The sequence below is a fragment of the Thermococcus sp. JdF3 genome (assembly GCF_012027495.1).
Taxonomy (GTDB): domain Archaea; phylum Methanobacteriota_B; class Thermococci; order Thermococcales; family Thermococcaceae; genus Thermococcus.
Genome location: NZ_SNUK01000002.1, coordinates 341,846 through 355,176, shown reverse-complemented (window position 1 = coordinate 355,176; position 13,331 = coordinate 341,846). Strand labels below are relative to the sequence as shown.

Sequence of the window (13,331 nt, the reverse complement as noted above, 5' to 3'; positions counted from 1 at the left end):
AACATATTAACCTTCCTTTAGCCGAGCCGAGAAGCCTTAGCTCAGCCGAAAAGTTCAAGGCATACGTTGCATTCCGCGGGATTCACTTCGGGGTCGATTTTCGAGTGGAACTGGCAGACGTAGCCCTTTCCAAGCATCTCGACGGAGATTTCCACGAGCCTCCTGTGTATCTCATACTCACTCGGTTTTTTCTTAATGATCTCGTCGGCAAATGAACGAAGCTCGTTATCGATGTCTGGAAACTGGGAGACATCCATCAACGCGCCTCTGTCCATCCGAAGATAGCGGGAAACGGCCGACTGGGTGATGTGGAGGAGCTCAGCTATCTTCGTCTGCTTCAGGCCGTTTTCATAGAGTATCTCAACGAGCCTCCGCCTGAGTGACGGGTACACGTATCGCGAGGCCACTTCAAACGCATTAGTCTTCATGGTGGGTTTTATGACGGGCGGAATATTTAAGGGTTTCTGTCAAGTCCCAACACAGGTTTATATGACATAAGTCATATAACCGCTTTAGGTTAAGAAACCGCAAGATTTTTATGAAGGTCACTTCATCTATAATCGAAGGATATGACACTTGTCATAAAAGGAGGGATTGAAGATGATAAAGGTACCTGAGAGGTTGGACATGCTCTGCAACCAGTGCTCGATGAGCCTCGCCGGAGGATGTACGATAAGGGGAGTCTGCGGTAAAGACCCGGACCTCAACTCGCTCCAGGAGGCCCTGCTGTACGGTATAAAGGGAACCGCGGCCTACTACCACCACGCCCTTGAGGTCGGCTACGACGACCCAAAGATAGGCCACTTCCTGGCGGAGGCGCTCTACTCAACTCTAACAAACGTGAACTTCGACAAGAACCGCTTCCTTGAGCTTATCCTCGAGAACGGTCGGGTACACCTGGAGGCCATGAAGCTCCTCGACAAAGCTTACGTTGAAACCTTCGGAAGGCCTGAGCCGGTTGAAGTCCCAACCGGAACTGCGGAGGGGAAGGGTATAGTCGTTACCGGCCACAGCTACAAGGCCCTCTACGAACTCCTCAGGCAGATTGAAGAGATGGGCCTTGAGGAGGAGCTCAAGGTCTACACCCACGCCGAGATGTTTCCAGCTCACGCTTACCCAGAGCTGAGGAAGTTCAAAGCCCTCTACGGCAACTGGGGAGGCTCGTGGCTCTATCAGAAGAAGGAGTTCGCGGAGTTCCCGGGCGTTATACTCGGAACCAGCAACTGTGTCCAGCAGCCGACGAAGGCGTATCAGGATAGAATCTTCACCGTCGGAATAGCGGGCCTTGAGGGGGTTCCCCACATCGAGGACTACAACTTCGAGCCGCTCATAAAGCGCGCCCTTGAGACGCCGAAGATGCAGGCTTACGACGGCGGAAAGCTTCTCACAGGCTTCCACCACACCAACGTCCTGGCCATGAAGGACAGACTGATAGAGCTAATTCGGGAGGGCAAAATAAGGCACATCTTCGTGGTGGGCGGCTGTGATACGCCGCACAAGGGCATGGGCTACTACGAGAGGCTCACTGAGCTCATTCCCAAGGATGCACTCATACTCTCAGCGGCCTGCGGAAAGTTCCGCTACAACGCGCGGGACTACGGCACCATCGAGGGCATTCCGAGGTTCCTCGACTTCGGTCAGTGCAACAACGTCTATTCGATAATTGAGATTGCAATTGCTCTCGCGAACGAGCTCGGAACCGACGTGAACTCCCTGCCGGTAAGCATAGTCCTGAGCTGGATGGAGCAGAAGGCCATAGCGATACTCTACTCGCTCCTCTACCTCGGAATCAAGGGTATCTACATCGGACCAAAACCACCTGAGTTCCTGACCCCCAACGTGTTTGAAGTCCTCCGGAGGCAGTTTGACCTCAGGCTTATCGGTGATCCCGAGGCCGACCTCAGGGACATGCTGAGCAGGGGAACAAAGGTCGAAGAGGGTTCGCCCCTCGCTGAGGAGCTTGATTAAACCAGCTCTTCTTTTTCTCTTTGATTTGTTGGTGTTTGGGTTCATGGATTCGGATTCTATCGGGCTTCTGCCTGTTCTTTGATTGTCCTGTTTTGGTGGTTGTAATCTGAACTTCCTGCGGAGCAGTAATTTTATTTTAACTGCTATCGCTGTGTTATATCCCCAATAGTAAATTTTTTAAAGTCTGGATTTATTATCCACGTGAACAGTATTGAGGGATAAATCTATGGGTTGGAAGAGGATTCTTGCCCTGGCTCTGGTGGTGCTCTTCCCTGGAATGGCGGTTAGTGGAGCTAATGCGACTGCGAGCTTCGTTAACGCACGGTGAACGGTACCGTAACGATTCCCCAGGAGTTCAGTCCGGAAAAGAGGCCAGGAGATGAGGTTCAGCCCCAGGCTGTTCCGGGAATTGTCCTGGTAAGTCCCGGTTTGGTGTGGACGTTGAAGTGCGTTACCTAGCCTCGGAATTCGACTGGACATGTTTCTTTATTTTCATTATGTAATGAATCATGGGGGAAGTGAAATGGGGACTACTTATTATACCGTTGCCGTGTTTGATAAATCCTGGAAGGAAGTGCTTGATAAGCTCTCGCGCGAGTTCAAGTACACTCGTGAACTCGCGTACCAGCGGGAAAGACGAGAAGAGCACCTGAAGTTCATCTTTGATATGAGGGGATTTAGGCTGGTTGCAGTGGGAGAACTGCACTACGGGCTGAAAACCACTGAGGGAGATTCCTTTGACTGGCTTGAGGTTGAAACGTACTCAAAGGAGAACATGACGCTCCTCCAGATTGGAGTCTCCACCGGCAGGTGGCTGTTCGTCCTGAGCCCCGAACTTATGAAGTTCCTCGGAAAGCTGATGAGGGTTGGGGCGGTTCTCATCTGTGGTTACACGGACGACCACGACCTCAGAGATGCAGGCTTTGAAGAAAACAACCAGTTCCTCCTGTACGAATGGTTGGTCGAAACCGTAAAACGGGGAAAGCTTGAAGTCATTCCCTCTGGCGTTACTATTGTGGAGAAAGAACTCTTAGGCTTGGAGAATGGTCTCTACGAGCTGATTGAAAGACCCGGAAGGGAGGAGGAAGAGTATGTCCTAATCAAGAGATTGGATAGATATAAAATACTTGTTTCAGTAAGAGAAAGCGATTTAACCGATGAAGAGAGCTACCGAGAGCTAATTGAAGACAAAGCATGGTTCGGCGGAGAGGTAACCACGTTGATCTTCAAGCGTATTGGAAAGAAAATTAAAAACGAATTCTTAATCAAGAGGGCCGGGGAATACTTTAAAGCTCAAACAGGGGCTGAACCATATTGAGCGGGTAACGGCCTCGCCAAAGTTTGGTGGCTTTAATGATTAACAGACAATAAATCCATCGTAGGTTGAGATTACCAAAAAAACAAATAAACCTCAATGGAAATGTTTTGAACTGAACTATCTACCTTCTTCCAGCCCTTTCAGTTCTTCCATCATCTCTTCGAACTTCTCATCGCTCATCCCGAGGAGCTTCTTTGCCTGCCTCATGGTTATCGTCCTCGCGAGTGTCTTTCTCATCTCGGGATTCTCAAGGGGCGAGAAGCCGTACTTCACCAGTATTTTGAGGGATTCCGGGTAAGCTTTGAGGAGCCTGGCCACGTTGGTTTCCTCGGTTATCTTGTCCAGCTTATCGTCGCACTCTTTGGCTTCCATCGTAAGCTCCTTGGAGTTCTCGGTCTTGGTTATCCTAAGCACGAATGCCCCGCCAACTTCCTTCAGTTCAACCCGATAACCGGCTTCCTCAAGCTTCCCGAGCATGTCAACGAAGGGCTTGTCGCCTATGACTTCAAGCGTTTCTCCCACCTGAAGCTTTCCGAGGGACTGGATTATCATAACCGCCGGCTGAGGGGGCTCTAATCCACGAACGTCAAGCATCATTTTTCATCACCGTTCCCCTCTATGACATGTGACATATAAAGATTGTTGGGCAAATCTGCCCAGAAACGCTTAAAAGTACTCAGTATGACACTTGTCATGAAGGTGGTAAAGATGACTGAGTTACTGAACAATCGCGAATACAAGAAGGAGCAGCTGAAGAAGCTCCTCCTCAGAATTCATGAGGGAGAGGACGTTAATAAGCTGAAGGAAGAATTCCGCCAAGTTTTGAGCGGTATATCGCCCCTTGAGATTCCAATCATAGAGCAGGAGCTCGTGAAGGAGGGGGTTTCAGCCAAGGATATAGCGAAGATGTGTGACCTGCACGTCGAGCTGTTCAGGGAAGCGGTTGCCGGAACGGAGGAACTTGAGGAGAGAGACCTTCCCGACGGGCATCCGCTCAAGACGCTCTACCTTGAGAACAAGGAGATACTGAAGGATGCGGAGATGCTTAACCTCTACGCGAGAACCCTCGCGACAACGAAGGACGAGCGCATGAGAAAGGAAATCCTCGGTGTTCTGGAGGAGATAGTGAATAATCTCAGGAAGGTTGGCTTCACCCACTACAACAGGGAGGAGATGCTCACCTTCCCCTACATTGAGCGCAGAGGTCTGACCGCGATAGCAACAGTTCTCTGGACGAAGCACGACGAAATTAGGTTTATGATAAAACATCTCGCTGTTCTCCTATCAAAGCGTGATGAGATGCCCTGGGAGGAGTTCGTTGAGACGTTTAAGACCAAAGCCGGTGAAGCGGCCTTCGCCCTGAGCGACATGGTCTTCAGGGAGAACAACATCTACTACCCCACGCTGAAGGCCCTTCTCACTGACGGGGAATGGAAAGCTATCCGCCAGCAGGAGGACGAGTTCGGCTATTACAAGGTGAACCCGCCGGAATGGGATCCTGGAAAGGACGTTAAGCCGCTTCATCCGTGGGAAATTAACCCAGAGCTGAGCGTTGAGCAGCTCCTCGGCCTCCCCAAGGAGGTACAGCAGGCCTTAAAGGGCCAGCCGCTGGAGTTCGATAAGTCCCAGCTCAAACGTGGGGGCGACATAGACCTTGGAACGGGCTACGTCAGCGTCGAGGAGTTGAAGGCGATATTCGAGGCCCTACCGGTTGATGTGACCTTCATCGATAAGGACGACAGGGTGAGGTTCTTCTCGCCCGGTGAGAGGATATTCGCGAGGACTCCCTCTGTGCTCGGGAGGCCCGTCCAGCTCTGCCACCCGCCGAAGAGCGTTCACATTGTGAACAAAATCCTCAAGGCCTTCAAGGAGGGCAGGAAGAAGGAGGCAACCTTCTGGCTCAGGCTTGGCCCCAAGTACGTTTACATAAAGTACGTGCCCCTCTTCGACAAGAACGGAAACTACCTGGGGACGCTGGAGATGACGATGGACATCGCACCCTATAAAAAGATCGAGGGCGAGAAGAGACTGCTCGACTGGAGGGATTGAGATGATCGTTGTCAGAGTTGAGGACGCCCCGCGGGTGGACAACCCACACGGAGTGGATGTGAGGAAGCTGATGGATGAGAAAAGCGCCCAGATATTTTACATAACCCTGAAGCCGGGGGAGAGCCTGAAGAGACACACGACACCTGTCGATGCCTTCATTTACGTCATTAAAGGGAGAGGTACTGTGGAGGTTGGCGAGGAGAGGGTAGAGGTTAAGAAGGGAACCGCCGTATACCTGCCGAAGGAAGTCCCCCATGCGGTTTCCAACGAGGGAAGCCTTGACATGGCATTCCTCGTGATCAAGGTGATGTAGATGCGAGGGGATAGGGAGATATTCAGAAAAAGAGTTGAGCGCTTTCAGGAACTCCTGAGGGAGAACGACATTGATGGGGCCGTCATAAGAACCCTCTCCACCTTCATATACTTCACCGGAACCAAGTGGCTCCGGCCGAGTCTCCTCATCCCAGCCGAGGGAGAGCCGGTGGTTTACGTCGTCAAAGGTGAAGCGGAACTTTTCAGGGAGAAAAGCTGGATTGAAAACGTCGTGGAGTTTCAGAAGGTAGAGGACCTGATGGCTGGCGTCGTGAGCTGGATCCACAGGAACGGCATGGAACGGGTCGGCCTTGAGTTCGGGGTAGAGCGCGACGCCTATCTGATATTCCTCAAGATATTCGAGCGCCTCAACCCGACGGTCGAGATAGTGGACATCCTCGACCTCACGATGGGGCTGAGAATGATAAAGGACGAGTGGGAGCTGGACAACATCAGGAAAGCTGGAAAAATCGCAGGGCGGGGCATGAAGGTCGCCGAGGAGGTCATAAAGCCGGGCCTCAGCGAGCTGGAGATAGCGGCTGAAGTCGTAAGGGAGCTCATGCTCAGTGGCAGTGAAGACCCGAAGGTTTACGTTTCAACGACGCCGAGGGCTCACGCCGAGCCCTTCCGCGACCTCAGGGTCCCCGAAAATGGCATTGTTACCGTCGTTATAGGAGCCGACTGGAACCACTACTACGCGAACATGGCCAGGACTTTCGTTGTAGGAGAGCCGGGCGAGAGGGTTAGGGAAGCCATCGAGGTTAAGGAGGAGGCGTACAGGATTGCACTTGAGGAGACGAGGGTTGGCGTTGCATTGAACACCATCGAGAAGAAACTCGCGAACTTCTTCAGGGAGAGGGGCTTTGGGGAAGCTTACATAGCCGGATACACCCACGGCGTCGGCCTGTTAATCGAGGAGCCTCCTATAACCACTATCGTCGTCCCCCAGAGGGCTACCAAGGTCCAGGAAAACATGGTTCTAACGATCATCCACCCGCCGCTCATGATTCCGGAGGGCGCAATAAAGCACGAGGACACCTATATCGTCAAGAAAAACGGGCTGGAGAGGGTGACCTAAAACACCCTCGCGTAGCCCCACTTCCTGACGCTCGTGAGGATTGACGTTTCCGTGCTTTTTATTCCCTCTATTCTCCCCAGCTTTTCTATGAGGAAGCTCTCAAGCTCGTGTAAATCCCTCACAGTCACCTGCATGAGTATGTCGTGCGCTCCAGTGGCGATTCCGAGAACATCCACTTCCGGCAGTTTGCTCAGCTCCTCTGCGGCCTTCTTGACCCTGCTCGGCTCAACGTCGACCGCTATGAAAGCCACTATCGAGTAGCCCGCCTTGAAGGGATTTATGAGCGCGGAGAACTTTCTTATAACACCCCTCTCGATGAGCTTCTTTACCCTGAGCCTGACCGTCGATTCCGGCACCTTGAGGCGTCTCGCTATCTCGGAGTAGCTGGCCCGCCCGTCCTCCTGGAGGATGTGGAGTATCATCCTGTCCAGTTCGTCAAGATGCTCACTAGTCCGCATTTTCTCACCCCAATTCTTGTCAATATTTCGCTATTCTTTTAATCTTTTCTGCGAAATCAGCAAGATTTGGGCGAAATTGCTATTAATTCCAAGCGCGTATAGCAGTATGGTGAGAGCATGGACTACCCCACGAACAAGGAGGAAGTTCTGGAGCGCTATTCAAGGGTTTTTCCGAGGTCAGCGCGCGTCACCTATGCACCCATAGTCGGCGTTCGTGCTGAAAACGCCCGCGTCTGGGACATCGAGGGCAGGGAGTACATAGACTTCCTGAGCGATGCCGCCGTTCAGAACGTCGGCCACAACAACCCCCGCGTTGTCCAGGCGATAAAGGAGCAGGCAGACAGACTGATCCACTTCACGTTTATCTACGGCTTCCCGGTTGAGCCGCTCCTCCTGGCCGAGAAGCTCGCCGAGATAGCACCGATTGATAGTCCGAAGGTCAGCCTTGGTACGAGCGGGAGCGACGCCAACGATGGGGCAATAAAGCTCGCGAGGGCCTACACGCGGAGGAGAACGATACTCAGCTACCTCAGGAGCTATTACGGGGCGACCTACGGGGCGATGAGCATAACCGGCCTCGACTTCGAGGTTCGCTCCATAGTCGGTGAGCTGAGCGGTGTCCACTACATCCCGTACCCCAACTGCTACCGCTGTCCCTTCGGGAAGGAGCCAAAGACCTGCAAAATGGAGTGCGTAAGCTATCTGAAGGAGAAGTTCGAGGGCGAAGTCTACGCCGAGGGAACCGCCGCCCTCTTCGCCGAGCCGATACAGGGCGATGCCGGAATGGTCGTTCCGCCGGAGGGCTACTTCAGGAGGGTGGAGAGGATCCTCGATGAGCATGGAATCCTCCTGGCGGTTGATGAAGTCCAGAGCGGGCTTGGAAGGACTGGGAAGTGGTTCGCGATAGAGCACTTCGGGGTCACGCCCGACGTCATAACGATAGCCAAACCCCTCGGAGGCGGGCTTCCGATAAGTGCAATAATAGGCCGCTCCGACGTCATGGACTCCCTCCCGCCGCTTGGACACACCTTCACCCTCAGCGGCAATCCCGTGGCGAGCAGGGCAGCCCTTGCCGTTATCGAGGAGATCGAGGAGAAAAACCTGCTGAGGAGGGCGGAAAGGCTCGGAAGGTACGCAAAGAGGAGACTCGAAAAGATGAAGGAAGAGCACGAACTCATCGGCGACGTCCGCGGCCTCGGCTTGATGCTCGGTGTTGACCTCGTGAAGGACAGGGAAACCAAGGAGAGGGCCTATGAGGAGGCTAGGAAGGTCGTCTGGCGGGCATATGAGCTCGGACTCGTGCTGGCGTTCCTGCAGGGCAACGTGCTGAGGATTCAGCCACCCCTCACGATAGAGGAGGAACTCCTCGAGGAGGGCCTCGACAGGCTGGAGCGGGCCATAGCGGATGTAGGGGAGGGGAGGGTTCCGGACGAGGTTCTGACGAAAGTTCAGGGCTGGTGATTGACATAAGTATGTTTATTTTTTCCTTCTCCGAAAACTTTTTAAACAAACTCCTACACAGCTTGAGCGGGCTTCAATGGAAACCCTGGAAACCATGAAAGGACCGGTACTGAAGGTTGGAATCGAGGATAAGGTTGAACCTTCAAAGGCTTTGGTTTTTGGCCTTCAGCACGTTCTCGCGATGTTCGGTGCCACCGTCACTGTGCCTCTCGTCGTTGGAGGCGCCGTTGGTCTGAGCGGCTCCGAGATTGCCCTCATGATACAGGCTGTTCTGCTGGCGATGGGCATCGCAACGCTGCTCCAGACGACGATAGGCTCCCGCTACCCGATAGTGCAGGGCTCAAGCTTCGCCTTTATTCCAGGCCTCATAGCGATTGGCTCGAGCCTCGGAATGGCCGCGGTTCAGGGGGCACTAATCGTCGGCGGTTTGATAGAGGCCGCCATCGGATGGCTCGGGATAATCGGGAAGGTCAGGAAGCTCTTCACTCCACTGGTCACGGGCGTCACGATAACGCTGATAGGCTTCAGCCTGGCCGACGTCGCGGTTAAGAACTTTTTCAACTTCTACGCAGACCCCTCCGGGGGAACCATCGCCAGGGCAACCCTGGTCGCGGTCATAACTTTCCTCACGACGGTTTTCGTTGCCCTGCGGGCGAAGGGAAGTCTAAAGGCGATGCCGGTCGTTGTGGGGGCAGCCGTGGGCTACCTGGTGAGCGTTCCCCTCGGCCTCACGGACTTCGGGCTCGTAAAGAGTCTGCCCATCGTGAGCGTCCCAAGGCCCTTCCCGTGGGGCGAGCCGATATTCGACACCACGGCGATAGTCCTGCTCCTCTTCGCCTTCATGGTGAGCATAATCGAGAGTGTGGGCGACTATCACGCCATAGCCACCGTCACAGGTTCGGAGATAACCGGGAAGCACATAGCGCGCGGAATCGGCAGCGAAGGCCTGGCCTGTTCGATAGCTGGCCTCCTCGGCGCGTGTGGAACGACGAGCTACTCCGAGAACATAGGCGTCGTTGCTCTTACCAAGGTGGGCAGCAGGCACGTGGTTCAGGTGGGGGCGGTTATACTCATCCTCCTCTCACTGGTTCCGAAGTTCGGGGGAGTTCTCGCCTCAATGCCAGCCCCGGTTCTTGGCGGCCTGACCCTGGCACTGTACGGCATGATAAGCGTCACCGGCCTGAGGCTGATAAAGGAGCGGGTCGAGTTCAACGACAGGAACACGCTGATACTGGCCGCCGCACTGATAGCCGGCCTCGGCGCACCCCAGCTCCCGGCGGAGTTCCTGGCGGTCTTCCCGAAGATAGTCGCCAGCATCCTGGAGTCGGGAATGGCGGTCGGAGCGCTTACGGCAATAGTGCTCGACAGGATTCTCTGATTCTCTTTTTATTGTCTGAAAAAGAAGAGAAAATCAGTAGGCGACCAGAACTGGGCCCTCTGCCTGTCCCGTTTCAATCTCCTTCGGCATCTTACTGAAGGCCATGATGGCCATTATCCTGCCGATAAGGAGGAGTATTGCGCCCACGATGACGATTAAAGTTACAGCACCCCACTTCATCCAAGTCGAGGCGTCATTGAACTCCTTAACCCCAGTTATCTCGTACATCACCGCCCAGGCGCGGCTCTTGAAGTAGGCTCCAAGGGCGATGAAGATCAGCATCGTAAAGGCCCCCAGCAGGATAAGCCCGAGTGAGGCCTCATCCCCGTTTTCTATGAACTCTGCGTTTTCTCCGGGGGTGACCATCTGAACGCCCTCCCCGTGGAAGGTTGAGCTTTCGTGGAGCGATGTTAAGCCAACGGCGCCGAGGACGAAGATCACGAGAACTATCAGGCCCACGACGTTGAAGACCGCACCGATGAGATAGTTCCTGAAGGGTCTGCCGTCGTTGAACTTATCCCCTATGCCGTGGAGGGCCATGAGAACGAGGATGAAGCCCACTATGGAGAGTATCGCTCCAATGTACGGGATGAAGCCGCTGACTAGGGCCAGGAGGAGCCCCCACATTCCCATCTCCCTTTCACGTTCAACCCTTACTATCATTGTACCACCATACATGAAATCAACATCAACTCTTAAAAAAATTAATGCATCAGGAAATAACCAGTGTTCCGGATTCGTTTGAACGCTCCAGCTCCTCCGGAAGGTTGGCGAAGGCCAGTATCTGGTACACCGCCGCGACGAGGAGCAGGACGAGGCCAATGACGACTATAGCCAGCACCGCGCCCCACATGAGCCACGTGGCGGTCTTATCGAACTCCTCGACGCCGGTGAGTTCGTACGTAGCGCGCCAGGCCCTGATGGTGAAGTATATGCCGACTATTGCCGCGGCCAGGAGCACCAGCAATCCCGTGCCGAGAAGGCTGATGCCAACCAGGGATACGGAGTCCCCATTCTCAACGAACGATGGTATGGACAGGGCACCGATTATAACGAGAACCACGGCCAGTATCAGTCCGGCTATTCCAGCGATGACTGAGTAAAGGTAGTACCTAAAGGGCCTGTCGTCTCCCAGCTTGTCACCTATCCCTTTGAGGGCGAGCAGAATAAGCACCTGCCCGACGAGGGAGATGGCCCCCATGAACGTCCCGATGTACGGGATTATCCCGAGGAATCCCCCGGCGAGCACAAGAACCGAACCTATCAACCCGTAGTTCTTTTCATTTTTCAGGCTCACAGCCACATTGCCTCCCTCCGATAGTTGTGTGCGATTATAACTTTAAAGGGTTACGCTGGGAGGCTGATACCGGTACGGCGATCCGGGAGAATAGAAAAGGGGAGAATAACAAAAAACGCTCACTCGGTTCCCTTCTTCTCCGCAGCCTTCTCGGCAGGCTTAGCTTCCTTCTTTTCGGCCGGTTTGGCAGCCTCTTTCTTCTCCAGAGCTTTGGCCGGCGTCGGCTTCTTGGGCGGCCTCAGACCGTAGCCGAGTATCTTGAACTCCACCGTGTCACCGTCCCTCAGGTGGTACACGTAGGTGCCGTCCTCCCTCTTCTCGATCCTCTCGACCGGGAAGCGGTAATCGTTGAACTTCTCGTTTATTTCCCTGACCTTGTCAGGGTGTATCGGCACCCAGTCATAGAGCTCAAGGTCCTCCTCAAGTCCGCCGGTGGTGAGGTAGTAGTTCTCGGTGAAGTCGAGCGCCCCTGTCGGGCAGACGTCCACACAGAACTGGCAGAACGTACAGCGGCCGTAGTCCACCTTCGGGTGCGGCCTCTTCTCCATCTTGCCATCTACTTCCATCCACGTCATCTCTATTGCCCTTGCCGGGCATATCTGGCCGCAGAAGTTACAGCCGACGCAGGTCTTCCAGTTCAGCGTGTGGAATCCCCTGTACTTCGGTGCAGGCTCTATCGTCTCGAAGGGTATCTTAATCGTCACCGGCTTCTTGAAGAGGTACTTGATGCCCATCCACGGCTTGACGAATGACTTCTTGAGCTTGACCTTCTCCTCGCCGACGACCCTAACCTTTGGCTTCTCAACGCTCTCCATCTTCATCACCTGTCTATGTCGGGCGGGCAGTTGTCGAGGGTCTTCAGGATGACCGGAACGTCCGCAAGGCGGGCTCCCTTGAGCAGTTCCTCAAGCACAGTGACTCCGTGGCTCTGGCTCGGTCCCCTGACGTGGACGCGGTAGGGCTTGTGGGTTCCGTCGCTGACGACGTATGCTCCAAAGTCTCCCTTCGTGCTCTCGACGTGGGCGTAGGCGTCTCCCCTCGGCGGCTTGAACCTCGGCAGGGCCTTGAGCCTGGCGTCCTTCACCATGTACGGTCCGCTCGGCGGTCCCATGTCGAGGAGCTGTTCAAGGATGTAGAGGTCCTGCTCCATCTCGTACCTCCTCACGAGGACCCTGGCCAGGCTGTCGCCCTCCTTGAGCACCGGGACCTCGAACTCGAGCTCCGGATAGAGCAGATACGGGTCGTCCTTCCTGACGTCGTAGGGGACGCCGACGGCCCTGAGGTTCGGACCGGTGACGGCGTGCTTCAGCGCGAACCTCTTGTCCATAACTCCTACTCCCTCAGTCCTCTCAAAGGTGATGTAGTTGTCGAAGAGTATCTCATCGAAGTCCTTCATCTTGCCTTTGATGTACTCGACCGTGTCCCTGAGCTGGCGGAGCCACCTGTCGCCGGGTATGTCCCTCCTTACTCCACCGGGCACGGTGTAGATGTGGTAGACCCTGCCTCCCGTGAGCTCCTCGAAGAGGCGCATGAACCTCTCACGGTAGGCGGCAGCCCACTGGCCGGCTGTATAGAGACCTATCTCGTTTCCAAAGCCCATTATCCAGAACATCCACGCGCTCATCCTGGCCATCTCAAGGACTACCGTCCTTATCCACTGGGCCCTCTCGGGAACCTCCCAGCCGACTATCTCATCAACGGCCATGGAGTATATATTCTCGGGCACGTCGCTCTCGGGGACACATATACGGAGGAGCAGGGCTATGTTGGTGAAGTACGGCCTCTGCTCGGCGAGCTTCTCGAAACCGCGGTGGAGGAATCCGGGGTTGACTATGGCCCTCTCTATCCTGTTGCCGTCCATCTTGAGGATTATGCTGAAGTTCTCGGTGGCCATGTGCTGCGGACCGAAGAACAGCTCGTAGGTATCCTTGTCTATGGGGTGGAGGTACATATCGTGCGCCTTTGCCTCGGTTTTAAGTTCCTTCGGAACTTCCAAATTGCTCATGATCATC

14 protein-coding genes are annotated in these 13,331 nt (G+C 54.5%); 7 read left to right on the top strand and 7 right to left on the bottom strand.

From position 1 onward, the window contains the following. Nucleotides 1-41: 41 nt before the first annotated feature. Nucleotides 42-428 (bottom strand): transcriptional regulator, encoded by a 387-nt coding sequence (locus tag E3E42_RS04510; protein ID WP_148882424.1) that lies wholly within the window; start codon nt 426-428, stop codon nt 42-44. A 172-nt stretch (nt 429-600) separates the two neighbouring features. Between E3E42_RS04510 and hcp the strand changes: the two genes are divergently transcribed. Both hcp and E3E42_RS04500 read left to right on the top strand, forming a co-directional pair. Next, on the top strand, nt 601-1,968 hold the full coding sequence (gene hcp / locus E3E42_RS04505) for a hydroxylamine reductase (protein ID WP_167902960.1): 1,368 nt from the start codon (nt 601-603) through the stop codon (nt 1,966-1,968). 523 nt (nt 1,969-2,491) lie between these two features. Beyond that, nucleotides 2,492-3,286, top strand: a complete 795-nt coding sequence (locus E3E42_RS04500; protein ID WP_167902959.1) for a hypothetical protein — start codon at nt 2,492-2,494, stop codon at nt 3,284-3,286. Between the two features lie 117 nt (nt 3,287-3,403). On the opposite strand, the gene E3E42_RS04495 is transcribed toward E3E42_RS04500, so the two are convergent. Continuing rightward, entirely contained in the window at nt 3,404-3,883 is a 480-nt protein-coding gene (locus tag E3E42_RS04495) for a DUF1858 domain-containing protein (protein WP_167902958.1), read from the bottom strand. Nucleotides 3,884-3,994: 111 nt separating this feature from the next. Between E3E42_RS04495 and E3E42_RS04490 the strand changes: the two genes are divergently transcribed. The 3 genes from E3E42_RS04490 to E3E42_RS04485 are packed head-to-tail and all read left to right on the top strand — an operon-like array spanning nt 3,995 to nt 6,725. Beyond that, nucleotides 3,995-5,335 (top strand): DUF438 domain-containing protein, encoded by a 1,341-nt coding sequence (locus E3E42_RS04490; protein WP_167903174.1) that lies wholly within the window; start codon nt 3,995-3,997, stop codon nt 5,333-5,335. A 1-nt stretch (nt 5,336) separates the two neighbouring features. Next, nucleotides 5,337-5,648, top strand: coding sequence for a cupin domain-containing protein (locus E3E42_RS11860; protein WP_206206003.1), 312 nt, complete (start codon nt 5,337-5,339; stop codon nt 5,646-5,648). Further along, nucleotides 5,649-6,725, top strand: a complete 1,077-nt coding sequence (locus E3E42_RS04485; RefSeq protein WP_206206001.1) for a Xaa-Pro peptidase family protein — start codon at nt 5,649-5,651, stop codon at nt 6,723-6,725. It abuts the gene before it with no gap. On the opposite strand, the gene E3E42_RS04480 is transcribed toward E3E42_RS04485, so the two are convergent. Next, entirely contained in the window at nt 6,722-7,183 is a 462-nt protein-coding gene (locus tag E3E42_RS04480; RefSeq protein WP_167902957.1) for an Lrp/AsnC family transcriptional regulator, read from the bottom strand. The two genes, E3E42_RS04485 and E3E42_RS04480, sit on opposite strands and share 4 nt — an antisense overlap. 117 nt (nt 7,184-7,300) lie before the next feature. Between E3E42_RS04480 and E3E42_RS04475 the strand changes: the two genes are divergently transcribed. Continuing rightward, nucleotides 7,301-8,644: a leucine/methionine racemase gene (locus E3E42_RS04475; protein WP_167902956.1), complete on the top strand. Its 1,344-nt coding sequence runs from the start codon at nt 7,301-7,303 to the stop codon at nt 8,642-8,644. Between the two features lie 76 nt (nt 8,645-8,720). Further along, nucleotides 8,721-10,022 (top strand): uracil-xanthine permease family protein, encoded by a 1,302-nt coding sequence (locus E3E42_RS04470; protein WP_167902955.1) that lies wholly within the window; start codon nt 8,721-8,723, stop codon nt 10,020-10,022. Nucleotides 10,023-10,055: 33 nt separating this feature from the next. On the opposite strand, the gene E3E42_RS04465 is transcribed toward E3E42_RS04470, so the two are convergent. The 4 genes from E3E42_RS04465 to E3E42_RS04450 form a co-directional block, all read right to left on the bottom strand. Further along, complete coding sequence (locus E3E42_RS04465) at nt 10,056-10,685, bottom strand: DUF996 domain-containing protein (RefSeq protein WP_167902954.1); 630 nt, start codon at nt 10,683-10,685, stop codon at nt 10,056-10,058. Between the two features lie 49 nt (nt 10,686-10,734). Then, a complete protein-coding gene (locus E3E42_RS04460; protein ID WP_167902953.1) occupies nt 10,735-11,325 on the bottom strand; it encodes a DUF996 domain-containing protein in 591 nt (196 codons plus the stop codon). 113 nt (nt 11,326-11,438) lie between these two features. Beyond that, complete coding sequence (gene nuoI, locus E3E42_RS04455) at nt 11,439-12,134, bottom strand: NADH-quinone oxidoreductase subunit NuoI (protein ID WP_167903173.1); 696 nt, start codon at nt 12,132-12,134, stop codon at nt 11,439-11,441. Between the two features lie 5 nt (nt 12,135-12,139). Beyond that, the gene (locus E3E42_RS04450) at nt 12,140-13,324 is read right to left on the bottom strand and encodes an NADH-quinone oxidoreductase subunit D (protein ID WP_167902951.1); all 1,185 of its coding nucleotides are present in this window, start codon (nt 13,322-13,324) and stop codon (nt 12,140-12,142) included. Between the last annotated feature and the right edge of the window lie 7 nt (nt 13,325-13,331).